The sequence below is a fragment of the Leclercia sp. UBA5076 genome, from assembly GCF_002416465.1.
Classification (GTDB): domain Bacteria; phylum Pseudomonadota; class Gammaproteobacteria; order Enterobacterales; family Enterobacteriaceae; genus Enterobacter.
Genome location: NZ_DIAO01000013.1, coordinates 35995 through 59886 on the forward strand (window position 1 = coordinate 35995; position 23892 = coordinate 59886).

23 protein-coding genes are annotated in these 23892 nt (G+C 57.7%); 6 read left to right on the plus strand and 17 right to left on the minus strand.

Annotated elements, in window-relative coordinates; translation table 11 throughout:
* Window positions 1–44 precede the first annotated feature (44 nt).
* Window positions 45–1109 carry a murein hydrolase activator NlpD gene (gene nlpD / locus B3X29_RS12805; RefSeq protein ID WP_231736666.1) on the minus strand — a complete coding sequence of 355 codons (1065 nt, stop codon included), beginning with the start codon at window positions 1107–1109 and terminating at the stop codon, window positions 45–47.
* Between nlpD and B3X29_RS12810 the strand changes: the two genes are divergently transcribed.
* Entirely contained in the window at window positions 1015–1218 is a 204-nt protein-coding gene (locus B3X29_RS12810) for a hypothetical protein (RefSeq protein ID WP_231736555.1), read from the plus strand. The two genes, nlpD and B3X29_RS12810, sit on opposite strands and share 95 nt — an antisense overlap.
* Window positions 1219–1284: 66 nt before the next feature.
* Here B3X29_RS12810 and B3X29_RS12815 read toward each other — a convergent pair whose 3' ends face one another.
* The 11 genes from B3X29_RS12815 to cysG form a co-directional block, all read right to left on the minus strand.
* Complete coding sequence (locus tag B3X29_RS12815; RefSeq protein ID WP_103180913.1) at window positions 1285–1911, minus strand: protein-L-isoaspartate(D-aspartate) O-methyltransferase; 627 nt, start codon at window positions 1909–1911, stop codon at window positions 1285–1287.
* Window positions 1905–2666: a 5'/3'-nucleotidase SurE gene (surE, locus tag B3X29_RS12820; RefSeq protein WP_290554566.1), complete on the minus strand. Its 762-nt coding sequence runs from the start codon at window positions 2664–2666 to the stop codon at window positions 1905–1907. Before surE ends, B3X29_RS12815 begins: the two co-directional genes overlap by 7 nt.
* The gene (gene truD / locus B3X29_RS12825; protein WP_103180915.1) at window positions 2647–3696 is read right to left on the minus strand and encodes a tRNA pseudouridine(13) synthase TruD; all 1050 of its coding nucleotides are present in this window, start codon (window positions 3694–3696) and stop codon (window positions 2647–2649) included. The genes surE and truD overlap by 20 nt, the downstream gene beginning before the upstream one ends.
* Complete coding sequence (ispF, locus tag B3X29_RS12830) at window positions 3693–4172, minus strand: 2-C-methyl-D-erythritol 2,4-cyclodiphosphate synthase (protein WP_048959481.1); 480 nt, start codon at window positions 4170–4172, stop codon at window positions 3693–3695. The genes truD and ispF overlap by 4 nt, the downstream gene beginning before the upstream one ends.
* Window positions 4172–4882, minus strand: coding sequence for a 2-C-methyl-D-erythritol 4-phosphate cytidylyltransferase (gene ispD, locus B3X29_RS12835; protein WP_103180916.1), 711 nt, complete (start codon window positions 4880–4882; stop codon window positions 4172–4174). The genes ispF and ispD overlap by 1 nt, the downstream gene beginning before the upstream one ends.
* A 19-nt stretch (window positions 4883–4901) precedes the next feature.
* The gene (ftsB, locus tag B3X29_RS12840) at window positions 4902–5213 is read right to left on the minus strand and encodes a cell division protein FtsB (RefSeq protein WP_032613637.1); all 312 of its coding nucleotides are present in this window, start codon (window positions 5211–5213) and stop codon (window positions 4902–4904) included.
* A 167-nt stretch (window positions 5214–5380) separates the two neighbouring features.
* On the minus strand, window positions 5381–5704 hold the full coding sequence (locus B3X29_RS12845) for a DUF3561 family protein (protein ID WP_103180917.1): 324 nt from the start codon (window positions 5702–5704) through the stop codon (window positions 5381–5383).
* 58 nt (window positions 5705–5762) lie between these two features.
* A complete protein-coding gene (gene cysC, locus B3X29_RS12850; protein ID WP_103180918.1) occupies window positions 5763–6368 on the minus strand; it encodes an adenylyl-sulfate kinase in 606 nt (201 codons plus the stop codon).
* Window positions 6368–7795: a sulfate adenylyltransferase subunit CysN gene (gene cysN, locus B3X29_RS12855; protein ID WP_214422346.1), complete on the minus strand. Its 1428-nt coding sequence runs from the start codon at window positions 7793–7795 to the stop codon at window positions 6368–6370. The genes cysC and cysN overlap by 1 nt, the downstream gene beginning before the upstream one ends.
* A 9-nt stretch (window positions 7796–7804) precedes the next feature.
* Window positions 7805–8713, minus strand: coding sequence for a sulfate adenylyltransferase subunit CysD (gene cysD / locus B3X29_RS12860; RefSeq protein WP_159339793.1), 909 nt, complete (start codon window positions 8711–8713; stop codon window positions 7805–7807).
* 155 nt (window positions 8714–8868) lie between these two features.
* The gene (gene cysG, locus B3X29_RS12865; protein ID WP_159339794.1) at window positions 8869–10227 is read right to left on the minus strand and encodes a siroheme synthase CysG; all 1359 of its coding nucleotides are present in this window, start codon (window positions 10225–10227) and stop codon (window positions 8869–8871) included.
* Between the two features lie 240 nt (window positions 10228–10467).
* Here cysG and B3X29_RS12870 point away from each other — a divergent pair, with 240 nt between their 5' ends.
* Window positions 10468–11511 (plus strand): aminopeptidase, encoded by a 1044-nt coding sequence (locus B3X29_RS12870; RefSeq protein ID WP_159339795.1) that lies wholly within the window; start codon window positions 10468–10470, stop codon window positions 11509–11511.
* A 73-nt stretch (window positions 11512–11584) separates the two neighbouring features.
* On the opposite strand, the gene cysH is transcribed toward B3X29_RS12870, so the two are convergent.
* From cysH to cysJ, 3 genes are all read right to left on the minus strand, one after another.
* Complete coding sequence (gene cysH, locus B3X29_RS12875) at window positions 11585–12319, minus strand: phosphoadenosine phosphosulfate reductase (RefSeq protein WP_103822701.1); 735 nt, start codon at window positions 12317–12319, stop codon at window positions 11585–11587.
* 99 nt (window positions 12320–12418) lie between these two features.
* Window positions 12419–14131 (minus strand): assimilatory sulfite reductase (NADPH) hemoprotein subunit, encoded by a 1713-nt coding sequence (gene cysI / locus B3X29_RS12880; RefSeq protein ID WP_103180923.1) that lies wholly within the window; start codon window positions 14129–14131, stop codon window positions 12419–12421.
* The gene (gene cysJ / locus B3X29_RS12885; protein WP_159339796.1) at window positions 14131–15936 is read right to left on the minus strand and encodes an NADPH-dependent assimilatory sulfite reductase flavoprotein subunit; all 1806 of its coding nucleotides are present in this window, start codon (window positions 15934–15936) and stop codon (window positions 14131–14133) included. Before cysJ ends, cysI begins: the two co-directional genes overlap by 1 nt.
* Before the next feature lie 307 nt (window positions 15937–16243).
* Here cysJ and queD point away from each other — a divergent pair, with 307 nt between their 5' ends.
* Window positions 16244–16606 carry a 6-carboxytetrahydropterin synthase QueD gene (queD, locus tag B3X29_RS12890; RefSeq protein ID WP_103822703.1) on the plus strand — a complete coding sequence of 121 codons (363 nt, stop codon included), beginning with the start codon at window positions 16244–16246 and terminating at the stop codon, window positions 16604–16606.
* Here the strand turns inward: queD and B3X29_RS12895 are convergent, their stop codons facing one another.
* Entirely contained in the window at window positions 16607–18931 is a 2325-nt protein-coding gene (locus B3X29_RS12895; protein ID WP_159339797.1) for a helix-turn-helix domain-containing protein, read from the minus strand. It abuts the gene before it with no gap.
* 171 nt (window positions 18932–19102) lie between these two features.
* On the opposite strand from B3X29_RS12895, the gene B3X29_RS12900 reads away from it, so the two are divergent.
* Together B3X29_RS12900 and B3X29_RS12905 are read left to right on the plus strand one after the other, a co-directional pair.
* Window positions 19103–20272 carry a M20 aminoacylase family protein gene (locus B3X29_RS12900; protein ID WP_103180927.1) on the plus strand — a complete coding sequence of 390 codons (1170 nt, stop codon included), beginning with the start codon at window positions 19103–19105 and terminating at the stop codon, window positions 20270–20272.
* Between the two features lie 26 nt (window positions 20273–20298).
* Window positions 20299–21693 (plus strand): MFS transporter, encoded by a 1395-nt coding sequence (locus B3X29_RS12905; protein ID WP_290554581.1) that lies wholly within the window; start codon window positions 20299–20301, stop codon window positions 21691–21693.
* Between the two features lie 20 nt (window positions 21694–21713).
* Here B3X29_RS12905 and queE read toward each other — a convergent pair whose 3' ends face one another.
* A complete protein-coding gene (gene queE, locus B3X29_RS12910) occupies window positions 21714–22385 on the minus strand; it encodes a 7-carboxy-7-deazaguanine synthase QueE (protein WP_103180929.1) in 672 nt (223 codons plus the stop codon).
* 252 nt (window positions 22386–22637) lie between these two features.
* On the opposite strand from queE, the gene B3X29_RS12915 reads away from it, so the two are divergent.
* Window positions 22638–23852 carry a glycosyltransferase gene (locus tag B3X29_RS12915; protein WP_159339798.1) on the plus strand — a complete coding sequence of 405 codons (1215 nt, stop codon included), beginning with the start codon at window positions 22638–22640 and terminating at the stop codon, window positions 23850–23852.
* Window positions 23853–23892 lie beyond the last annotated feature (40 nt).

Genomic DNA, 23892 nt, shown 5'->3' on the forward strand with positions numbered 1-23892 from the left:
CGTGATCCCTGGGCGCAACATACCAAAAGATATGTCCCGCCAATTTATCGCTGCGGTAAATACTGCAGCGGGTTTACGGATTTCCCCTTGTAACGAATTTCAAAATGCAAGCGTGTAGAACTGGTTCCGGTGCTACCCATAGTAGCTATTTTTTGCCCCGCCTTAACTTCTTGTTGTTCCCGGACCAGCATCGTATCGTTATGGGCGTAGGCACTCAGGTAATCATCGTTGTGTTTGATGATAATAAGATTACCGTAACCGCGCAGAGCGTTACCGGCGTATACCACGCGTCCATCAGCGGTCGCGATAATAGCCTGTCCCTTACTCCCTGCGATATCGACCCCTTTATTTCCCCCCTCGGAGGAAGAAAAGTTCTCGATAACCTTGCCTTCAGTCGGCCAGCGCCAGGAAGAGATTGGCGAGCTGGACGTCTGACTACTGGCAACGGGTGCGGTAGAGCTAACCACAGGAGCCGTAACGGGTGCTGTAACTACAGTCGCAGTCCCCTTATTGTTCGGCAACATCTTGTTAGCACTCTGTTCACCTGAATCTTCAGAATACGTAATTGTCGGTTGCGACGCAACCACTGTGCTTGATTTTTGCGCAGGCGTCACACTGTTATTTTGCGCTGTGACGTCAGCCGCAGAAACAGTATTGCCTGGCGTTAACGGTGCGCCGGTCGCATTGCCCACCTGTAGCGTCTGGCCGACATTCAGGCCATACGGGGCCGGAACGTTGTTTCGCTCTGCCAGATCGCGGAAATCGTTCCCGGTGATCCAGGCAATATAGAAGAGGGTATCACCGCGTTTCACGGTGTAGGTGCTGCCGCCAGTATAGCTGCCTTTCGGAATGTTCCCATACTTGCGGTTATACACAATGCGGCCATTTTCCGTCTGGACAGGTTGTTCCACTGGCTGAATCTGTACTGGCTGGGTAACCGGACGCTGAACAGGCTGGATTTGCGGAGTTTGTTGCGCCGTTGAGGTGCCCATTTTGGGCGGAGGGGTGATCAGCATGCCACCGGATGAATTACCAGAGCCGCTATTACCGCCGACCGAACTGACAGGCGCAGGGGCATTATTCGATGTTGAACAACCTGCCAGCCAGATTGAAACCAGTGACAATGCCGCAACTCGGCTGATGGTGAATTTTGGGCTTCCCGCGCTCATTTATCCCCCAGGATTATTTTTAATTACCAGTGACTTAAAATTACCGTAATGTCACGACGTTTTGCGCCACACCATACGCTGAATTTGCCTGAATAACCCTGGAAAAATCCGAGTCTCAGGCCAGCTCTCCTTTTACCAGAGGCACGAAACGTACGGCTTCTACGGTATCGATAATAAACTCGTTGCCCCGTCGACGAACACGCTTCAACAGTTGGTGTTCATCGCCCACCGGTAAAACGAGGATCCCGCCGTCGTCCAGTTGCGCCATCAGCGCAGCCGGGATCTCAGGCGGTGCAGCCGTCACGATAATGGCATCAAACGGGCCGCGTGCCTTCCAGCCCTGCCAGCCATCCCCGTGACGGGTAGAAACATTATGTAAATCGAGCTGCTTCAGGCGGCGGCGCGCCTGCCACTGCAACCCTTTAATGCGCTCAACCGAGCAGACATGATGCACCAGGTGCGCCAGAATGGCGGTCTGGTATCCAGAACCGGTGCCAATCTCCAGCACCCGCAAGTCCGGGGTCAGCTCCAGCAGCTCGGTCATGCGCGCCACCATATAGGGCTGGGAGATGGTTTGCCCCTGCCCTATCGGCAACGCGACGTTGTCCCACGCTTTGTGCTCAAACGCCTCATCCACGAATTTTTCCCGCGGTACCCGCGAGATGGCGTCCAGCACCCGCTCGTCAGCAATGCCCTGACTGCGTAATTGATTCAGAAGAGTTTGTACACGATTGCTTACCATTGCGAGCTCACCCCGGCGCGATCCAGCCAGCCTGAAACCACATCCTGCGCGTTATGCGCGGTCAAATCGACGTGCAGCGGGGTGACGGAGACGTAGCCTTCATCTACGGCGGCAAAATCGGTATCCGGCCCGGCATCATGTTTTTCGCCCGGCGGACCAATCCAGTACAGCGTGTTGCCGCGCGGATCTTCCTGCGGGATCACTTTATCCGCCGGGTGGCGGCTGCCGCAGCGCGTCACGCGGATACCTTTGATTTGATCCAGCGGCAGATCCGGCACGTTGATATTAAGGATGCGACCGGTGCGCAGCGGTTCACGGCTCAGCGCGCGCAGAATGGCGCAGGTGACCGCGGCGGCGGTGTCATAATGCTGATGGCCGTTAAGCGAGACCGCCAGGGCAGGAAAGCCGAGATGGCGCCCTTCCATGGCTGCCGCCACCGTACCGGAGTAGATCACGTCATCGCCCAGGTTGGGTCCGGCATTAATGCCGGAGACCACCACGTCCGGGCGGGGACGCATCAGCGCATTAACCCCCAGAAAGACACAGTCGGTCGGGGTGCCCATCTGCACGGCGATATCACCGTTATCAAAGGTAAAGGTGCGAAGAGACGACTCGAGGGTTAACGAGTTAGAGGCACCGCTGCGGTTACGATCGGGAGCCACCACCTGCACCTCGGCGAACTCACGTATCGCTTTCGCCAGCGTCTGAATGCCTGGCGCATGGATCCCGTCATCGTTACTCAGCAATATTCGCATAGTCACCCGAAGTGTTGATAAGTTCCCTGACAACACTGGTGGCAAAGCTGCCTGCCGGCAGCCAGAAACGTAGCTCGACGGTTACGTCATCCCACCAGTTCCAGCTCAACTGTTGCGGATAGAGCAGCATCGCCCGGCGTGCCGCTTCGACTTTTTCCCGCCCCAGCAGTGAGCATAACTCTGTTTCATCGGCGATGGCAGACTGTTCAAAGCGCAGCGCATCACCCTGCGGACCCCAGTCGCCGGTACCCGGCAGGGCCGCAGTGATCATCAGCGTTTTTGCCTCGACGCGCGCCTGCACATCGCGCAGCTCTTCGTCAGTGGCGACAAACCAGCTGCCGCGTCCCGCTAATTGTAGCGCATCGCCGACAACAACTTGATTCGCGTCTGTTTTTTTCAGTCGCTCGCTGACGATTTGATTAAACAACGCGCTGCGGGCTGCCGACAACCAAAAACTGCGTTTATTGCGATCGCGCACCGGGGCATTGCTCTGCGCCCAGCGTAGCGCCCCCTGCAGGTTACTGCCGCCGATGCCAAAACGCTGCGCGCCAAAGTAGTTCGGCACACCCTGCGCCTGGATGGCGTTAAGACGCTGTTCTACCTCGTCGCGGTTGCTTACCTCGCGCAGCACCAGGGTAAAGGCGTTGCCCTTTAACGCGCCGAGGCGCAACTTGCGCTTATGGCGGGCATATTCCAGCACCTGGCAGCCTTCGAGCTGGAACTGGCTTAAATCGGGCATCCCGTTACCCGGCACCCGCGCGCAGAGCCACTGTTCCGTCACGGCGTGTTTGTCTTTCTGCCCGGCGAAGCTTACTTCACGAGCGTGAATTTTCAGGAACTTTGCCAGCGCATCGGCCACAAAACGGGTGTTACAGCCATTCTTCAGGATCCGCACCAGAATGTGCTCGCCCTCGCCATCCGGCTCGAACCCCAAATCCTCGACGACCACAAAATCTTCCGGGTTGGCTTTCAGCAGCCCCGTACCCTGCGGTTTACCGTGCAGGTAGGTCAGGTTGTCGAAGTCCGTCATTTCACCGCCTTCACCAGCAGCGCCACGGCTTCGCAGGCAATGCCTTCACCACGGCCGGTAAAGCCGAGTTTCTCGGTGGTGGTCGCTTTGACGTTGACGTCGTCCATATGGCAGCCAAGATCCTCGGCAATAAAGACGCGCATCTGAGGAATATGCGGCAGCATTTTCGGCGCCTGGGCAATAATGGTCACATCCACGTTGCCAAGGGTATAGCCTTTGGCCTGAATACGGCGCCAGGCTTCGCGCAGCAGCTCGCGGCTGTCGGCCCCTTTGAAGGCCGGATCGGTATCCGGGAACAGCTTGCCGATATCGCCAAGCGCCGCCGCACCAAGTAGCGCATCGGTTAACGCGTGCAGTGCAACATCGCCATCAGAATGCGCGAGCAGTCCTTTTTCATAAGGGATGCGTACGCCGCCAATGATAATTGGGCCCTCGCCGCCAAAGGCGTGTACGTCAAAACCATGTCCAATTCGCATTATGCCTTCTCCTGATGGGTCGAACGGGTAAGATAAAATTCTGCCAGCTGTAAATCTTCGGGGCGCGTCACCTTTATATTATCTGCGCGCCCTTCAATCAGTTCCGGGTGAAAACCGCAGTACTCCAGCGCCGAGGCTTCGTCGGTGATGGTTGCGCCTTCGTTCAGCGCACGGGTTAAGCAGTGGTGCAACAGCTCGCGAGGGAAAAATTGCGGCGTGAGTGCATGCCAGAGGTCAACGCGCTCCACCGTATGGGCGATGGCCGGCAGGCCGGGCTCGCCGCGTTTCATGGTATCGCGGACCGGCGTGGCCAGAATGCCACCAACGCGGCTGGTTTCGCTGATGGCCAGCAGCCGCGCCAGGTCATCCTGATGCAAACAGGGCCGCGCCGCATCGTGCACCAGTACCCACTGTGCGTCACCGGCGGCTTTCAGTCCCGCCAGCACCGAATCGGCACGCTCTGCGCCACCGTCCACCACGGTCACCTGCGGGTGGCGGGCAAGCGGCAGCGCGGCGAAGCGGACGTCGCCCGGGCTGATAGCGATAACGACCCGCGTCACACGTGGGTTCGCCAGCAGCGCCGCCACGGTGTGCTCAAGGATCGTTTTATCACCAATTGAAAGGTACTGCTTAGGACATTCAGTCTGCATGCGCCGGCCAAACCCGGCGGCTGGCACAACGGCGCATACGTTGGAAAATGTTACTGCCATGGCGTAATCCTGGGCCTGATTATCGAGTGTTTTGTACTGAGCCCTGGTTGCGTTTAGACGCATCCGGCACCAGACGATAGAAGGTTTCGCCCGGCTTAGTCATGCTGAGTTCGTTGCGCGCACGCTCTTCAATGGCTTCCTGCCCGCCATTGAGATCGTCAATTTCCGCAAACAGCTGATCGTTTCGCGCTTTTAATTTGCTGTTTGTTGCCTGCTGCGCCGTCACGTCATCGCTGACGCGACTGTAATCGTGAAGGCCGTTCTTACCGAACCACAGCGAATACTGAAGCCAGACCAGCAGAGCCAGCAACAGCAGCGTAAGTTTACCCATCCTGCCCCCTGAAAAACGGCATCATCATCCCATAACTTTCCCCATGACTCTACATCGGGGCTACAGAGATGCCGCAACATTGCGGGCAAATGTACCACATTTTTTTTGCAGATTCGCGCAAGCCAACAATGTCACATAGTTGGTTACGTTTTGAATTATGGATGAACTTATCCCATGAGCCACAAAAATAACAGTCCCACCATAGCGACCACCGTTAAGACGGTGATAAACGAACTGTAGAGCAGCTTGCCGTGAAGCAGAGAGTGGAGCGCGATCCCTACCACAACGGCAACGGGCATCAGCGCCAGAAAGAAAGGCCAGGTATAAAGGAAGAAAAACAGCGTATTGCTGCCGTAAAACAGGAAAGGGATCCCCAGTGCCATCAGCCATGACGCAAAGCCGACAATCGCCCCAGGAAAAGACCAGGTCGTCTCGTCATGTGCCGATACTGTGTCCGACCCGGTGATGATGTAGTTTTCACTGTTCCGCATAGCTGATCCTGTGACCGTGACATATTGATGGAGATTAAGCATCCCCATCAATACCATCTCAGGATCTGATAATATCGCCCTGCCGGAGCAGGTCTAATAATTGACCCACCAAATTTGTTACCAATTGTTGGCCTTGCAGGTGAATATCGGGGTTTTCCGGCGCTTCGTAAACCGCATCAATGCCGGTGAAGTTCTTCAGCTCGCCAGCGCGGGCCTTTTTGTACAGTCCCTTCGGATCGCGCTGCTCGCATATTTCCAGCGGGGTATCAACAAACACTTCAATGAAGCGGCTGTTCCCCACCCGCTCACGTACCATCTGCCGCTCGGCGCGGTGCGGTGAGATAAAGGCGGTTAACACCACCAGCCCGGCATCGGCCATCAGGCTGGCCACTTCGCCCACCCGACGGATGTTCTCTTTGCGATCCGCATCGCTAAAGCCCAGATCGCTGCACAGCCCGTGGCGCACGTTGTCGCCATCCAGCAGATAGGTGCTGACGCCCGCTTTGTGCAGCGCCTCTTCCAGCGCCCCCGCGACGGTGGACTTACCAGACCCCGAGAGCCCGGTAAACCACAGCACAACCCCACGGTGACCGTGGAGCTGTTCGCGTTCGGCCACCGTGACCGGATGAGGATGCCAGACGACGTTCTCATCATGCTGCGCCATTACTTGCCTCCCAGCAGATCGCGCGCGCCCCAGTGCGGGAAGTGTTTGCGCACCAGCGCGTTGAGCTCCAGTTCAAAGGCGCTGAATTCAGACGGCACCGCCCTCGCCTGCGCTTTAGGTTCGCGCACCATCCCTGCGCCAACGGTGACGTTGGTCAGACGATCGATAATAATCAGCCCGCCGGTCACCGGGTTCTGCTGATATTCGTCCAGCACCAGCGGTTCGTCGAAGGTGAAATCCACCAGACCGATGCCGTTCAGCGGCAGTTCAGTCACGCTGTGCTGCGCCAGATTGTTAATGTCGACCTGATACTGAACGCCGTCGACGCGGGCGCGGGTTTTCTTCCCGGCAATCTTGATGTCGTAGCTCTGGCCCGGGCTCAGCGGCTGCTCGGCCATCCACACCACATCCACCGCGGCGCTCTGTACCGCAGGCAGCGACTCCTGCGCATCCACCAGCAGATCGCCGCGGCTGATATCGATCTCATCTTTCAGCACCAGGGTGACCGCTTCGCCGGCCCCCGCTTCCTGCAGATCGCCATCGAAGGTCACGATACGGGCAATGGCCGATTCCACGCCGGACGGCAGTACCTTCACGCGCTGGTCTACGCGCACGCTGCCGGAGGCAATCGTGCCGGAGAAGCCGCGGAAATCGAGGTTCGGGCGGTTAACGTACTGCACCGGGAAGCGCATCGGCTGCGTATCCACGTCGCGCTGGATCTCAACGGTCTCCAGCACTTCCAGCAGCGTTGGGCCGCTGTACCACGGCATGCTCACGCTCTGGGAAGCGACATTATCCCCTTCCAGCGCCGAGAGCGGCACAAAGCGGATATCGAGATTGCCCGGCAGCTGCTCGGCAAAGGTCAGGTAGCTTTCGCGGATCTCGTTAAACTTCTCTTCGCTGAAGTTCACCAGATCCATCTTGTTAACCGCCACCACCAGGTGCTTGATCCCCAGCAGCGTGGAGATAAAGCTGTGACGACGGGTCTGATCCAGCACCCCTTTACGGGCATCGATCAGCAGGATCGCCAGGTCACAGGTGGAGGCGCCGGTCGCCATATTGCGGGTGTACTGCTCATGCCCCGGGGTATCGGCGATGATAAATTTGCGCTTCTCGGTGGAGAAATAGCGATAGGCCACGTCGATGGTGATGCCCTGCTCGCGCTCCGCCTGCAGGCCATCCACCAGCAGGGCCAGATCGAGTTTTTCGCCCTGGGTACCGTGACGCTTGCTGTCGTTATGCAGGGAGGAGAGCTGATCTTCATAGATCTGACGGGTATCGTGCAGCAGACGGCCAATCAGGGTGCTTTTACCGTCGTCCACGCTGCCGCAGGTCAGAAAACGCAGCAAACTTTTATGCTGCTGGGCGTGCAGGTAGGCTTCGACGCCGCCTTCATTGGCGATCTGTTGAGCAATAGTGGTATTCATGGCGGCTCCTTAGAAATAACCCTGACGTTTCTTCAGCTCCATCGAGCCTGCCTGGTCGCGGTCAATCACGCGCCCCTGTCGCTCGCTGGTGGTGGACACCAGCATCTCTTCGATGATCTCCGGCAGCGTTTGCGCGTCGGATTCCACCGCGCCGGTCAGCGGCCAACAGCCGAGGGTACGGAAGCGTACCATCCGCTTTTTGATCACTTCGCCAGGCTGCAGGTCGATGCGATCGTCGTCGATCATCATCAGCATGCCGTCGCGCTCCAGAACCGGGCGTTCAGCCGCCAGGTAAAGCGGAACAATCTCGATATTTTCCAGATAGATGTACTGCCAGATATCCAGCTCGGTCCAGTTGGAGAGCGGGAAGACGCGGATGCTTTCGCCCTTGTTGATCTGGCCGTTGTAGTTGTGCCACAGCTCAGGACGCTGGTTTTTAGGGTCCCAGCGGTGGAAGCGGTCACGGAAGGAGTAGATACGCTCCTTGGCGCGGGATTTCTCTTCATCGCGGCGGGCGCCGCCGAAAGCGGCATCAAAGCCGTATTTGTTCAGCGCCTGCTTCAGCCCTTCGGTCTTCATGATGTCGGTGTGCTTGGCGCTGCCGTGGACAAACGGGTTAATGCCCATCGCCACCCCTTCCGGGTTTTTATGTACCAGCAGTTCGCAGCCGTAGGCTTTGGCGGTACGGTCACGGAACTCATACATTTCGCGGAATTTCCAGCCGGTATCCACGTGCAGCAGCGGGAACGGCAGCGTGCCCGGATAAAACGCTTTACGCGCCAGGTGCAGCATTACGCTGGAGTCTTTGCCGATGGAGTACATCATTACCGGATTTGCAAACTCAGCGGCCACTTCGCGGATAATATGAATACTCTCCGCTTCCAGTTGCTGCAGGTGCGTCAGTCGTTTTTGATCCATAACTGTTCCTTATAAGGCCTGGTGCAACAGGCGTTATTGTTGCAGCCAGTTTTGTCACGGCCTGCGCACAGCAACCGGAGCGTACTCAAGTACGTGAGGATTGCGAGCACAGCCCGGGGCAAAAATGGCAAATAAAATAGCCTGTTGCTCCAGGACTAAGCCAAATTGATAACAGAAGAACTAAAGCCTTCTGTGTCGGTTGTATGTTGGAACCAGGCGAGCGTGCTGTGGAGCTGCACCACCTCTCCCACCACGATCAGGGCGGGCATCGGGGCGTCTTTCGCCAGGGTTGCAAGGTGTTGTAGTGTTCCGATCGACACGTGCTGATCGACGCGCGTGCCGCGGGATATCACCGCGACCGGGGTATTCGCATCGCGCCCGTGTCGAATCAGTTGTTCGCCGATCTCCGCCGCTTTCATGGTGCCCATGTAGATGGCGAGGGTCTGACGGCTCTGCGCCAGATGCGTCCAGTCAAACGGGGTGCTGTCGGCCTTGTAGTGGCCGGTGACAAAAGTAACGCTCTGGGCGTATTCACGGTGCGTCAGGGGAATGCCGGCATAAGCCGTGACCGCCGAGGCCGCGGTGATCCCCGGCACTACCTGGAACGGCACGCCCGCTTCGGCTGCCGCCTGTAACTCTTCGCCACCGCGACCAAAGATGAACGGATCGCCGCCTTTCAGGCGTACCACGGTTTTGCCCGCTTTGGCCGCCGCAATCAGCATCTGGTTGGTATCGTGCTGGGGAACAGCGTGCCCGCCCGCACGTTTGCCCACGCAGATTTGCTCGGCGTCGCGACGAATCAGCTCGCGCACGCCGTCGCTCACCAGGTGGTCATAGAAAACCACATCGGCGTCCTGCAGCACCTGCAACCCCCGCAGGGTCAGCAGGCCAGCATCGCCTGGCCCGGCGCCTACCAGAATGATCTCCCCGCCAGTGCTGCCGGGGTTATCGAGTTCGTCTTCAAGAAGCTGTTGCGCTGCCGTCTCATTACCGGCCTGCATCAGGCTGGCAAAACGGCCACGAAATACGCGCTCCCAGAAGCGACGGCGTTCCGCCACGCTGGTCAGACGGGTTTTCAGATGGTTGCGCCAGTAACTGGCCTTCTCGGCCATGCGGCCCAGGCTTGTCGGCAGCAGCGCTTCGATTTTTTCCCGCAAGACGCGGGCCAGCACCGGGGCAGTCCCGCCAGAAGAGATCGCCACCAGCAGCGGCGAGCGATCGACAATTGACGGAAAGATAAAGGAGCAGAGCGGCTGGTCGTCCACCACGTTCACCAGGCGGTGGCGGGCGTGGGCGGCATCGGAGACGCGCTGGTTGAGCGCCCGGTTTTCGGTGGCGGCAATCACCAGCACCACATTGTCGATTTGCGCTTCAGCAAAGTCCGCTTCGGCAACAACCTGCACGCGAGCGCCTGCCCGATGTAAAAAGGCAATTTTGCGCTCAGCGATTTCGCCGCTGCCGACAACCAGCACCGGGCGGTCTTTTACAGCAGCGAATAAAGGAAGGTAATCCACAATGCTACAACTCGCTAACAACCAGGAATAGGGGGACTATAGGGGGCGGCTACGAGCGAATGAAATTACGAATTGGAATGAGTAGTTACTCAATGGAATAACGCCCTGAAAAAGCTCATATCAAAAAGTGCTTAACGCGCGACATTCCGGGCATTTAAGCGCAAATCAAATTGTGTAAGCGCGGTCACAGTTTCATACTAAGCGCGTTAAAATTTTGCGTTATTTTTTTAAGGACTCACTATGTTTTCCGCAATGCGCCACCGATACGCTGCCCTGGCGCTCGGCGTTTGCTTAATCGGAACGGTTCAGGCTAAGACCTCGCCCCTGGGTGAGATGGCCGCGACGCAGGCACGTCATATTGCCACCTTTTTCCCGGGTCGGATGACCGGTACCCCCGCCGAAATGCTCTCCGCTGACTACGTGCGCCAGCAGTTCGCCGGGATGGGCTACCAGAGCGATATCCGCACATTTCAGAGCCGCTACATCTATACCTCACGCAATCTGAGTAAAAACTGGCACAACGTCACCGGCAGTACCGTGATTGCGGCCCATGAAGGCAAAGCCGCGCAGCAGATTATTATTCTGGCGCACCTGGACACCTATGCTCCGATGAGCGACAGCGATGCCGACAACAATCTTGGCGGCCTCACGTTACAGGGCATTGATGATAATGCCGCTGGGGTCGGCGTGATGCTGGAGCTGGCCGATCAGCTAAAAAATATTCCCACCCAGTACAGCATCCGCTTTATCGCCACCAGCGGCGAGGAAGAGGGACGGCTGGGTGCCGAGAATGTCCTTAAACGCATGAGCGCGGCCGAGAAGAAAAACACCCTGCTGGTGATCAACCTCGATAATTTGATTGTGGGGGATAAGCTCTATTTCAACAGCGGCAAAACCACCCCAGGACCGGTACGCAAGTTAACCCGCGACCGCGCGCTGGCGATTGCCCGCGCCCACGGCATCTATGCTGCCACCAACCCGGGCGGCAACGCCGCGTATCCGAAAGGCACCGGCTGCTGCAATGATGGCGAGGTGTTCGATAAAGCCGGGATCCCGGTGCTCTACGTTGAAGCGACCAACTGGTCCCTGGGCAAAAAGGATGGTTATCAGCAGCAGGCAAAATCAAAAGCGTTTCCAGCGGGAACAAGCTGGCACGACGTCAGGCTGGATAATCTGCAGCACATCGACAAGGCATTGCCGCAGCGGATTGAACACCGCAGCCGGGATGTGGTACGGGTGATGCTGCCGCTGGTGAAAGAGCTGGCGAAAGCGGGGAAAGCCTGAGGCCCTGCGCTTACCGGGCCAACAGGATGCGCATTTGTAGGCCCGGTAAGGGGTAGCCGCCACCGGGCAAACATTACCCTTCGTGCAGCCCGCACTCGCGCTTGAGGCCAAAGAAACGGGTCTCTTCTTCTGCCATACCCGGTTCCCATTTACGGGTAGTGTGGGTATCCCCTACCGACAGATAGCCCTGATCCCACAGCGGGTGATACTTCAGGCCATGCTGTTGCAGGTACTGGTATACGGTCCGGTTGTCCCAGTCGATAATCGGCAGCACCTTGAACACCCCGCGCTGGATCGCCAGAACCGGTAAAGAGGCCCGGCTACCGGACTGATCCCGGCGCAGGCCGGCGAACCAGGTTTTGGCGTTGAGCTCGGACAGCGCCCGGTTCATCGGCTCAACTTTGTTGATGGCATTATATTTCTCAATGCCCTCGACGCCCTGCTCCCACAGCTTGCCGTAGCGAGCTTCCTGCCAGGCCGCGCTCTGCTCTGCGCGATAGACCTTCAGGTTCAGCTTAAGCTTGTCCGTCAGCTCATCGATAAACTGATAGGTTTCCGGGAAGAGGTAGCCGGTATCGGTGAGGATCACCGGGATATCCGGGCGAATTTTATTCACCAGATGCAGGCTGACCGCCGCCTGAATACCGAAGCTCGACGACAGCACATATTCGCCCGGCAGATTTTCCAGCGCCCAGGCGACACGCCCTTCGGCGTCCAGCTTCTCCAGCTGGGCGTTGGTTTCGGCCAGCGCCAGAATGCGTTCGACTTTTGGCAGATCGTTAAGGGCGTTTAGATCGAGTACGGACATAAGAACCTCGTTTGCCTGTTTTGCCGGGCGGCACTGCGTTTGCCCGGCCTACAAAACCCGTAGGCCCGGTAAGCGAAGCGCCACCGGGCAAAGGGTGGGTTACTCCCAGAAATCCCGTGCGGGATCGAGCACCGGGCGAATGATGCCCGCACGCACCGTAAAGTCGCCGAAGCCTTCACCCGCTTCGCGCTCTTTCGCCCAGCGCCCGATAAGCAGGTCGATGGAATCAAGGATTTCCGGCTCGGTGATGTTTTCCCGGAACATGCGCGGAATACGGGTGCCGATACGGTTACCGCCCAGGTGCAGGTTATAGCGCCCTGGCGCTTTGCCCACCAGCCCCAGCTCGGCCAGCATCGCGCGGCCGCAGCCGTTCGGGCAGCCGGTCACGCGCATCACGATATGTTCGTTCGGAATGCCATGTTTCTCCAGAATCGCTTCGACCTTGTCGGTGAACGACGGCAGGAAACGCTCAGCTTCAGCCATCGCCAGCGGACAGGTCGGGAACGAGACGCAGGCCATGGAGTTTTCGCGCTGCGGTTTAACCGCCTCCATCAGGGCATGATCCCGCGCCAGCTTCTCGATCTTCGCCTTCTGGCTTTCCGGCACGCCGGCAATGATCAGGTTCTGGTTGGCGGTGATGCGGAACTCGCCCTGGTGGATCTTCGCGATCTCCAGCAGACCGGTTTTCAGCGGGCGACCCGGATAGTCCAGGATACGGCCATTTTCAATAAACAGCGTCAGGTGCCATTTATCGTCGATACCTTTTACCCAGCCAATACGATCCCCACGCCCGGTGAATTCGTACGGGCGGATCGGCTCAAACTTGATACCCGCACGGCGTTCCACTTCGGCTTTGAACGTCTCAACGCCCACGCGCTCAAGGGTGTATTTGGTCTTGGCGTTTTTACGATCGGTACGGTTACCCCAGTCGCGCTGGGTGGTCACTACCGCTTCCGCCACCGCCAGGGTGTGCTCCAGCGGCAGATAGCCAAACTCGCTCGCGGTACGGGCGTAAGTCTTTTTGTTACCGTGTTCAATAGATAGACCGCCGCCCACCAGCAGGTTAAAGCCCACCAGCTTGCCGTTCTCGGCAATGGCCACGAAGTTCATGTCGTTGGCGTGCAGATCGATATCGTTCTGCGGCGGGATCACCACCGTGGTTTTGAACTTACGCGGCAGGTAGGTCTGGCCCAGAATTGGCTCTTCGTCGGTGGTCGCCACTTTCTCCTGATCGAGCCAGATCTCGGCATAAGCGCGGGTACGCGGCAGCAGATGCTCGGAGATCTTCTTCGCCCACTCATACGCTTCGGCATGCAGCTCGGACTCGTACGGGTTGGATGTGCAGAGCACGTTACGGTTCATGTCGTTGGCGGTCGCCAGCGCATCCAGCCCGACGGAGTGCAGCATCTGGTGTACCGGCTTCACGTTCTTCTTCAGAATGCCGTGGAACTGGAAGGTCTGACGGTTGGTCAGACGGATGCTGCCGTAAATTGTATTTTCACCGGCAAACTTGTCGATCGCCTGCCACTGTTTGGTGGTGATGATGCCACCCGGCAGGCGGCAGCGCAGCAGCATCGCATGACGCGGCTCCAGCTTCTGTTCAGCACGCTCGGCGCGGATATCGCGGTCGTCCTGCTGGTACATGCCGTGGAAACGGATCAGCAGGAAGTTGTCGCCTTTGAAACCGCCGGTCAGACCGTCATTTAAATCTTCGGCAATGGTGCCGCGCAGGTAGTTACTCTCAACCTTCATGCGCTCGGCATCAGACAGTTTGCCTTCGACCACCAGTGGGCCAGGATGTTTTTCGCTCATTAGTAGACATCTCGCTGATAACGGCGCTCGACGCGCAGCTCACTTAAATATTCATCCGCCGCTTCGGCATCCATACCGCCGAATTGGGCAATCACTTCCAGTAAAGCCTGCTCAACGTCTTTCGCCATGCGATTGGCGTCGCCGCAGACATAAATGTGGGCACCGTCATTGATCCAGCGCCACAGCTCTGCGCCCTGTTCGCGCAGTTTGTCTTGTACGTAGATTTTTTCTTTCTGATCGCGGGACCAGGCCAGATCGATGCGGCTCAGTACGCCCTCTTTAACGTAGCGCTGCCACTCCACCTGATAGAGGAAATCTTCGGTGAAGTGCGGGTTGCCGAAGAACAACCAGTTTTTACCCGGCGCTTCGTCAGCGGCGCGCTGCTGCATAAAGGCGCGGAACGGCGCAATACCGGTGCCCGGACCAATCATGATCACCGGGGTTTCCGGGTTGGCGGGCAGGCGGAAGTTGTCGTTGTGCTCGATAAAGACCCGCACCTCGCCCTCTTCTTCCACGCGATCCGCAAGGAAGCTCGACGCGCCGCCGGCGCGGGCGCGCCCTTCGATGTCGTAACGCACGACGCCCACGGTGACGTGGACTTCGTTCTCCACCTCGGCCTGCGCAGAGGCGATAGAGTAGAGGCGCGGCGTCAGCGGACGCAGCAGGTCGATTAACGCCTGGGCATCCAGCTGGGCTGGCGCGAAACGCACCATATCCACGATGGGCGTGGCGGCGGCGTAGTGTTGCAGCCTGGCTTTATCGCCCACCAGCGGCAGCAAGGATTCGCTGCGGGTCAGCGTGGCGTAGTTCTCCACGATGTTCGCGGTATTAACGGTCAGCTCGAAATGCCACTGCAGCGCTTCAGAGAGCGGCAGCGTTTTGCCTTCCACGCTGACCGGCTCGTCACCCTTCAGCCACAGCAGCTCAACCAGCTCTTTCACCAGCGCCGGATCGTTCTGGTACCAGACGCCAAGGGCATCACCCGGCTGGTAGCGCAGACCCGAGTCGCCGAGATCGATTTCGATATGGCGCACATCTTTCTCTGAATCGCGACCGGTGATTTTCTGGTTCACCGAGAGGCTCGCCGTCAGCGGGGCCTCTTTGGTGTAGGGGCTGGTGTGAATGTCGTTGACTGCGCCAGCGGCGGTGGCTGCCGCCTGGGCTGGCGTCCCGGTCGGTACGCGGGCTTTCAGCACCTCGACAATGCGCGCGCGCCATTCGGCCGCCGCAGACTGGTATTCAACGTCGGTATCGACGCGGTCCAGCAGGCGTTCTGCCCCCAACTCGGCCAGTTTGCTGTCGAAATCTTTGCCCGACTGGCAGAAGAATTCATAGGAAGAGTCGCCAAGGCCGAAGACCGCAAAGGCGGTGCCCGCCAGTTTTGGCGCTTTTTTCGAGAACAGGAACTTATGCAGCGCAACCGCTTCTTCAGGCGGCTCACCTTCGCCCTGGGTTGAGGTCACAACGATAACCAGCTTCTCTGACGCGATTTGCTTAAATTTATAGTCCCCGGCGTTCACCAGGTTCACGTTCAGTTTGGCTGCGAGCAGATCGTCGCGCAGGGCTTCCGCCACGCGACGGGCGTTGCCGGTTTGCGAGGCGGAGATAAGCGTGATTGCCGGGATCTCTAAAGCCGTAGCCGGCGCACTCGCCACAGCACCCGGCTGTTGATTGAGCATTCCCCAGAAATAACCGGATACCCAGGCCAGCTGGGTGGGTGAAAAGTCAGTGGTGGCCGCCTGCAGGCGTGCCAGTTGCTCCGGGTTCAGGGGAAGCAAATTTGAAGGTGGGGCCTGTGTTGTCATGCGTCGTTATGTTCCAGTAGCAAAGCTGAATTTTTATCTGAAAGACAGAACAGAGTGTAAGGTTAACGGCGCGGATCATAACAATTAAAGACAGGATGGAAATAATAAATAACCAAATGGACTAACCTCTTTTAGCTATTGTTCTTAACAATAAAAGTGATTAACCATCCCCTTGAAAAATAAAATAAAAAACAGCCCTTATTACGCTGTCAGGTGCCCCTGACCATAATGCCCGTTTTAGTTAATGATAAAAAATGTACTTTCCGGTACTCTACGGCGGTTTTTTCCGCATTTTTGAGAGTCCACGATGTCCACCACACTGTTTAAAGATTTCATCTTCGAAGCCGCCCACCATCTGCCTCACGTCCCGGAAGGGCATAAATGTGGTCGTCTGCACGGACACTCCTTTATGGTGCGTCTGGAGATCACGGGTGAAGTCGATCCGCATACCGGTTGGATCATGGATTTTGCCGAGCTGAAGGCCGCCTTCAAGCCGACCTACGATCGCCTCGATCATTACTATCTGAACGATATTCCGGGTCTTGAAAATCCGACCAGCGAAGTGCTGGCAAAATGGATCTGGAATGAGATCAAACCGCTGGTGCCGCTGCTGAGTGCGGTAATGATCAAAGAGACCTGCACCGCGGGCTGCGTCTACCGCGGCGAATAATTACGTCTCATGAGAGAGCAACGGCGCGAGCTCAAAGAGCATCAGCGCGTTGCTTTCCAGCGACGCCGTAATCTGCCAGCCATCATGAAGCCGTTCATCACGCATTGACAACGTTGGACGCGCTTTATGCTCCATCCAGCGCCACATCTCTTCGTCAGGTCCCCTTTCACTGCGCACGCCTTCAATCAAGGGGTACAGCGCGCCGTTGTGCTGATCAAACAGATGACACTTAATCCGCCACCTGCCGCTTAGCCCCTTCAGCTGAACGTGGTACTGCTGGCGAAAACGCTGAATGAAAGCCTCTTCGCTGGAGAGTAACGGGTTAAACACCACCGTATTGCGCAGCAGCAGTTGGTATCCGTTGTGGTGGCGCAATAGCAGAAGATTCTTTTCGTTGACTAACACCTCACCGCGCAGGCGTCGCCACAGCCAGACTACCCAATAGATCGGGCGCGGCAGGCCGTGGTTATACTGCAGCGCCAGGCTCGAGGTATCGATGGTATTGTTGGCCCGCGCTTCCCCCTGTAAGCCCGAGTTGAGCCAGAACCCGGCCAGCCACACCTGTTCCGACAGTCCGAGCAGGTTTTGCATCAGCAGTGCCCCACGAAAAAACCAGCCGTTGGTGGCGCGCGTGTTGCCGGTGAGGGTATTCCACGACAGCAGCCATACCGGAAGCGAGAGCTTTCGCTGACGAAGCGAGGTCAGGATCTGCCGGACCTTCTGCACCGGATAGTTTTCAGAGGAAGAGAGATGAGCCGGATCCAGCTGCGCCAGATCGAGAAGCTCATTGCCATCGGCCGGACAGGCCAAAAAATCGGCCTGGGTGAGGAGAGTCGAGTCCAGCAGAGCCTCATCGTTATGCCCCGTGTGCCCGGGCGCAAAACGGTGCCACACGCCGAACGTCGCCTGCGGCAGATATTCCCGCAGCGTCGCCCGCTGAGCCTGCCAGACCTGCGCTCTTGTCTCCTCGCTCGCCTGCGTTGACCAGTGCATCACAAATTGCCAGCGATCGGTAATCTCAGGCGAAAAGTGATTGACCGACTGCTGTAAGAAACGCGCCAGCAGGTCGGTGCGGGTTGTCAGGCCGGTATGCAGCAGCACCGTCCACTGTTTTTGAGCAAGCCAGCTGAAGACCTGATGAAGGTTGTACCAGCAGGCATAACCTGCCATCAGCGGATCGTCCCAGCCGCTGGCAAACAGGCGGCTACTGAGAAATGGCTCAGCGATATCAATCCCGAAAAGAGGCATCGCCTCCCCCAGCTTTTCCAGCTCCCGGCGCACATCCTCCCGCAGCAGATCGTCCAGCTCACGCACCGTCACTACCATTCGGGTATGACGCAGCGGCGCGGCGGGCTTGAGAAGATGCAGATCGAGCACCCTCTCCTGCACCGGATGCGGGGTTAATGGCAACGGCTCCCGACCGCGCGTTTCGGCTTCATTTAGCAGGCTGAAGAGCTTGTCCACTGCCACCGGATAACGCTGCTCCCCATTGCCTGGACGTAGACGGGGCATCCCGGCGTGATGACGACGTTGTTTGCGATACGCTCCCGGGGCCATCTGGTGATGACGCCGGAACAGATCGCTCATCATCCGCGTACTGGCGAACCCCTGCTCCAGCGCAATCTGATGCAGCGGACGGTTGGTCAGGCGAAGCGCGTCGGCCGCCTTCTCAAGGCGCAGGGTGGTAATGTACTGCATAAAACTGACGCCCATCTCTTTGCGAAAAAGACGGGAGAGCCAGGCTTCTGAAACAAATTCGCTTCCGGCGATTTCAGCAAGCGTAATGCGTCGGGTGTAGCTGGCGTTGATGCGTTCCACCACTCGGGCGATGCGTTTGCTTACGCCCGGATGATGTTCCCGCAGAAGCAGGCGGGCGGGTTGCTGAAACCGGCTGGTCAGCAGGAGCAGGATCTCGCTCAGCCAGCGGGTCGCCTCCAGCCGGTAGCGATGCTGATCGTTGATCAGGGTGCAGACCAGCAGTTGGCGCAGAAGATGGCGTAGCTCATCACCAGGAGGCCAGCCGCTCCCGGCTTCGGGTGGGATGGCGTAATCATGGGTAAAAAAGTCGCTACAGAGCTGCTGGATCCAGCGCCCGGAAAGCATGACACACATCGTCGTATTGCCGCTCTCGCTGGTGAGCTGCCAGCGTTGATTGCGATTAACGATCGTCAGGCTATCCGCTGTCAGGGTCATCTGCCGCTGGTCGGTGTGCAGGTCGGCGCTCCCTTCCAGCAGCCACAGCAGCGTCAGCGCGTCGTCCTCCTCCTGATGAAACTGACGAATATCCTGCACCTTCACCCAAAACTCGCTACCCCGTTGCTCCATGTGTTCCTCCAGGGAAGACAAATTATGACGCGCTGTTTTTTGTCATAACGGAATTGTATGAAAAACAATCAGAAATAATGCGTCGCTTCACAACAAAAAAGTGCATTTTCCGTCGCTGCGATCGGCATAAACTCGAAATTAGCATTGTTTGATAAAAAAAGGATAACAAAAATGACACATCCGATTGTTGAAGCACTGCAGGGCAACGAAGCGCAGTTTATTGAGCTGCGGCGACATTTTCATCAGCATCCTGAGATCGGTTTTGAGGAGCAGCAAACCAGCCAGCGCGTTGCGGAACTGCTTCAGCAATGGGGATATGAGGTACATCACGGGATGGCAAAAACCGGGGTGGTCGGCACCCTGAAAGTGGGCAACGGCAGCAAACGTCTTGGTCTTCGCGCCGATATGGATGCGTTGCCGATGCAGGAGGAGAGCGGCAAAGCGTGGAGCAGCACCGTTGAAGGCAAATTCCACGGCTGCGGTCACGACGGCCACACCACCACCCTGCTCTATGCCGCCGAGTACCTGGCGCGCACCCGCAACTTTAACGGCACGCTGCACCTGATTTTCCAGCCAGCGGAAGAGCTCCTGTATGGCGGACGGGTGATGGTCGAAGATGGCCTGTTTGAGACCTTCCCCTGCGACCATATTTTTGGCCTGCATAATATGCCGGGGCAGAAACTGGGCAAAATTGGCCTGCGCGATGGCGCCATGATGGCCTCCTCGGACACTATACACATTGAAGTTAATGGTGTGGGTGGGCACGGTGCCCTGCCGGAACATACCGTCGATGCGACGCTGGTGGCCTGCCATATTACCCTCGCCCTGCAGTCGATTGTGTCGCGCAATATCACTCCATTTGAACCCGCCGTGGTGACGGTCGGCAGTATTCAGGCCGGTCATGCGCCCAACATCATCAACGACAAAGTTCTGATGAAACTGACCGTGCGCACCCTGAACGAAAAGGTGCGTCAAACCGTTCTGCAGCGCATCCACGATATCGCCGTTGCGCAGGCAGAGAGCTTCAACGCCACGGCCACCATCCGTCATATCAACGGCAGCCCGGTGCTCATCAATAATCCTGCGGCCAACGAGATGGTGCGTACCGTCGCCCAGGATCTGTTCGGACAGGATGCTGTGGCCGCTATCGGTTCATTCATGGGCAGTGAAGACTTCGCCTTTATGCTTGAAAAGAACCCTGACGGCTGTTACTTCACCATCGGCGCTGGCGATGAAGCGGATCGCTGCATGGTGCATAACCCGGGCTATGACTTTAACGACAAGATCCTGATCACCGGCGCCGCACTCTGGAGCGCCCTGACCGAACACTATCTGCGTTGATCCCATATCCCCAGGAGGGCTGCACAATGAGTACCGTTCCCCTGACAGGCACCCCGGCTTTCGCAGGTAACGATCGACTGCTGGCGGGTATTGTTCTGAGCGTTCTGACATTCTGGTTATTTGCCCAGTCGGTGATTAACGTCGTGCCGGCCATGAAAAATAGCCTCGACATATCCCTGGAGACGCTCACGCTGGCAGTCAGTCTCAGCGCGTTATTCAGCGGCTGCTTTGTGGTTGCCAGCGGTGGCTTTGCCGATAAGTTTGGCCGCGTGCGCCTGACGGTTATCGGCCTGGTGCTGAGTATCATCGGCAGCGGCCTGCTGTTTCTGACCCGGGAACCGGTGCTTTTCCTGCTGGGACGGGCGATCCAGGGGCTGTCGGCAGCCTGCATTATGCCCGCGACACTGGCGCTGATTAAAACCTGGTACGACGGTAAAGCGCGCCAGCGGGCGATCAGCTTCTGGGTCATTGGCTCCTGGGGCGGCAGTGGCCTGAGCTCGTTTGTTGGCGGCGCGATTGCCACCAGCCTGGGCTGGCGCTGGATTTTTGTTTTTTCCATCGCGATGGCCCTGGCTGCACTGCTGTTGATCCGCGGTACGCCGGAAAGCCGAAGCGCCAGTGCTGGTCAGCACAAGCTGGATATTGGCGGGTTGGTGAGTTTTGTCTGTATGCTGGTGCTGCTCAACCTGTTTATCAGCAAAGGGCATAGCTGGGGCTGGGGCAGCGGCCTGTCACTGACGGTGCTGGGGGCAACGATCCTCGCGGCACTCGGTTTTATCTATACCGGCCTGCGCAAAGGCGATGCGGCGCTGATTGATTTTGCGCTGTTTAAAAACCGGGCCTACAGCGCGGCGGTGCTCTCAAACTTCATGCTCAACGGCTGTATTGGCACCATGATGATCACCAGCATCTGGTTACAGCAGGGCCATCATCTGACGCCTTTACAAACCGGAATGATGACGCTGGGGTATCTGGTGACGGTGCTCGCCATGATTCGCGTTGGAGAAAAGCTGCTTCAACGCTATGGCGCCCGCCTGCCGATGATGACCGGCCCGGTGTTGACCGCAATCGGCATCACCTTTATCTCCTGCACTTTCCTGAGCAAAGAGATCTATATCGTGACCGTCTTTTTCAGCAACGTCCTGTTTGGCCTCGGGCTGGGCTGTTATGCCACGCCATCGACAGACACGGCGGTGATGAACGCCCCAGAGAGCAAAGTTGGGGTGGCATCAGGGATCTATAAGATGGGCAGTTCGCTGGGCGGAGCAATGGGGATCGCCGTAACGGCTTCACTGTATGCCCTGCTGCTGCCGCTGGGCATGGCCAGCGCCGCACAGTACGCGCTGCTGTTTAACAGTGCGATTTGTCTCGGTTCGGCGGTGGTGGCCTGGGCGTTATTACCCAAATTGCAGGCCCCTTAGTAACAGAGGCCGCAGGGCTATCAGGCGATGTTCAGGTATTTGTGCGTCTGCATCGACAGACGCCAGTTACGCGCAATACAAGTCTCAATACACAGACGGGTGGCATCCTCTTTCTGGCTGATGGGCTGCAGCGCAATAACGCGCTGTTTTTCGTCCGTCAGCGTTGCCAGCAGCTCGTCCAGCGCTTCGATATCGCGCGTGCGCCCGACCGGGTGTTTGATCTCATCGGCACGCTCCAGCGCCTGGGAGAGGATGTCGTAACCGCCACGCATATTGACTTTTGGCGATACCGTCACCCAGGTGGTGTGGGAGCAGCGCACTTCATGGGTGCCGCTGGTCTCAATCTGACAGCTAAAGCCGTTCTTCTCCAGCAGCATGGTGAGCGGCATCAGATCGTGAATGCAAGGTTCACCGCCGGTGATCACCACATGGCGCGCCGTCCAGCCCTGACGACCAATGATCGCCAGCAGATCTTCCGGATTTGCTGCGCCCCATTTGTCGCTCTCTTTGGTTTTCGCCAGAATGCTGAACAGTGACACTTCCCGATCGCTAAGCGTTTCCCAGGTATGTTTGGTATCACACCAGGCACAGCCAACCGGGCATCCCTGCAGACGAATAAAAATAGCGGGAACGCCGGTGAAGTAACCCTCGCCTTGCAGGGTCTGGAACATCTCGTTAATCGGGTACTGCATAGTTATCTCTGGTCAGATTTACGGGGGGGGCATTATTGCAGATCGCACATAATCAGGCAAAACAACCCCCGTCACGATTTTATTCCGGTCAGTTTAAGGATAGCCAGGTTAACAGCCTTAGGGTGGAAAGCCGTGGTCAGAAGGCAATGTTAAAAACATTAAAACTTACGCTACGCTTTTAAGATATCGCCCACCCGGCTGTCGACGTTAACCCCTTTGACTGAGTAGCCATCAGAATACTGGACAAGCAGAATGAGCCATTTTGCGGTAATAACGCTACCGTTATACAGCCATATGCGCGCTATGGAAGCACTGGCAAAACACCTTATCGTGCGCGGCCATCGGGTCACTTTTTTTCAGCAGGAAGAGGCCCGCACGCTGCTCAGGGAACCGCAGGCGCACTTCATCGCCGTGGGTCACCCGACGCCGTCTGCGATGCAAGAGCCGGGTTTTTTCCGCCTGATATCAGACATGGCAAGCGTTACCGATATGCTGTGCCGTGAACTGCCTCTCGCCTTCAGACAGCACAATATTGACGCCGTGATTGTCGATCAGATGGAGCCGGCAGGAGGGCTGGTTGCACAAGCGCTCAACCTGCCCTTTATCTCTATCTGCTGCGCCCTGCCGGTAAACCGGGATAACACCATTCCCTTGCCGGTGATGCCTTTTCGCTATGGCACCAGCAATCGCAGCCGGAAATTATACGCCTCCAGCGCGGATGTTTATGACTGGCTGATGTCGAAACAGGGGCGGGTCATTGCCTGTCATGCCCGGGCGTTTGGTCTGCCCTCGCGCACCAGGCTGGATCAATGCCTGTCGCCGTTGGCGCAAATCAGCCAGACCATCCCGGGCTTTGATTTTCCACGCACCTTGCCCGCCTGCTTCCATGAGGTAGGCCCGCTACGCTACGATCCGCCAACGGTCTCTACCGGCAATAAGAAGCCGTTTGTTTTTGCCTCACTGGGCACGCTCCAGGGCTACCGCTACGGGCTGTTCCGCACGATTGCCCGCGCCTGCCGACAGGCTGGTGTGCCCTTGCTTATTGCCCACTGTGACAGACTCAATGCAAGTCAAACCGCCCGGCTGGCGCGTGCGGGGGCGCAAACCGTAGGATTTACCGATCAGCTGGCGGTCTTGCGCGATGCCAGCGCCGTCATCACCCACGCAGGGCTGAATACGGTTATGGATGCCATCGCCACCGCCACGCCGATCCTCGCCGTACCTCTGGCGTTTGATCAGCCAGGCGTCGCCGCCCGAGTGGTCTTCAGCGGCATTGGCCTGAAGGCCTGCCGTTTTTCGCCGAGCCGCACGCTCAGCCAGCATCTTCTCGACCTGCTGGAAAATAAGCAGTACACGCAGCGCATCACCGCCCTCCAGACTCAGCTGATAAATGCCGGAGGGGCAGCACGGGCTGCCGAAATTATTGAACAGGCGGTATGCACACGTCATCGCGTACCGACGGTGTAATGATAAAAAAAAACCCGCCGAAGCGGGTTTTTCTAAAGAT

Coding starts and splice junctions, on each gene's coding strand:
- B3X29_RS12810 (WP_231736555.1), top strand. CDS start 1,015: ATGCCACCGGATGAATTACCAGAGCCGCTATTACCGCCGACCGAACTG.
- B3X29_RS12815 (WP_103180913.1), bottom strand. CDS start 1,911: ATGGTAAGCAATCGTGTACAAACTCTTCTGAATCAATTACGCAGTCAG.
- surE (WP_290554566.1), bottom strand. CDS start 2,666: ATGCGAATATTGCTGAGTAACGATGACGGGATCCATGCGCCAGGCATT.
- truD (WP_103180915.1), bottom strand. CDS start 3,696: ATGACGGACTTCGACAACCTGACCTACCTGCACGGTAAACCGCAGGGT.
- ispF (WP_048959481.1), bottom strand. CDS start 4,172: ATGCGAATTGGACATGGTTTTGACGTACACGCCTTTGGCGGCGAGGGC.
- ispD (WP_103180916.1), bottom strand. CDS start 4,882: ATGGCAGTAACATTTTCCAACGTATGCGCCGTTGTGCCAGCCGCCGGG.
- ftsB (WP_032613637.1), bottom strand. CDS start 5,213: ATGGGTAAACTTACGCTGCTGTTGCTGGCTCTGCTGGTCTGGCTTCAG.
- B3X29_RS12845 (WP_103180917.1), bottom strand. CDS start 5,704: ATGCGGAACAGTGAAAACTACATCATCACCGGGTCGGACACAGTATCG.
- cysC (WP_103180918.1), bottom strand. CDS start 6,368: ATGGCGCAGCATGATGAGAACGTCGTCTGGCATCCTCATCCGGTCACG.
- cysN (WP_214422346.1), bottom strand. CDS start 7,795: ATGAATACCACTATTGCTCAACAGATCGCCAATGAAGGCGGCGTCGAA.
- cysD (WP_159339793.1), bottom strand. CDS start 8,713: ATGGATCAAAAACGACTGACGCACCTGCAGCAACTGGAAGCGGAGAGT.
- B3X29_RS12870 (WP_159339795.1), top strand. CDS start 10,468: ATGTTTTCCGCAATGCGCCACCGATACGCTGCCCTGGCGCTCGGCGTT.
- cysH (WP_103822701.1), bottom strand. CDS start 12,319: ATGTCCGTACTCGATCTAAACGCCCTTAACGATCTGCCAAAAGTCGAA.
- cysI (WP_103180923.1), bottom strand. CDS start 14,131: ATGAGCGAAAAACATCCTGGCCCACTGGTGGTCGAAGGCAAACTGTCT.
- cysJ (WP_159339796.1), bottom strand. CDS start 15,936: ATGACAACACAGGCCCCACCTTCAAATTTGCTTCCCCTGAACCCGGAG.
- queD (WP_103822703.1), top strand. CDS start 16,244: ATGTCCACCACACTGTTTAAAGATTTCATCTTCGAAGCCGCCCACCAT.
- B3X29_RS12895 (WP_159339797.1), bottom strand. CDS start 18,931: ATGGAGCAACGGGGTAGCGAGTTTTGGGTGAAGGTGCAGGATATTCGT.
- B3X29_RS12900 (WP_103180927.1), top strand. CDS start 19,103: ATGACACATCCGATTGTTGAAGCACTGCAGGGCAACGAAGCGCAGTTT.
- B3X29_RS12905 (WP_290554581.1), top strand. CDS start 20,299: ATGAGTACCGTTCCCCTGACAGGCACCCCGGCTTTCGCAGGTAACGAT.
- queE (WP_103180929.1), bottom strand. CDS start 22,385: ATGCAGTACCCGATTAACGAGATGTTCCAGACCCTGCAAGGCGAGGGT.
- B3X29_RS12915 (WP_159339798.1), top strand. CDS start 22,638: ATGAGCCATTTTGCGGTAATAACGCTACCGTTATACAGCCATATGCGC.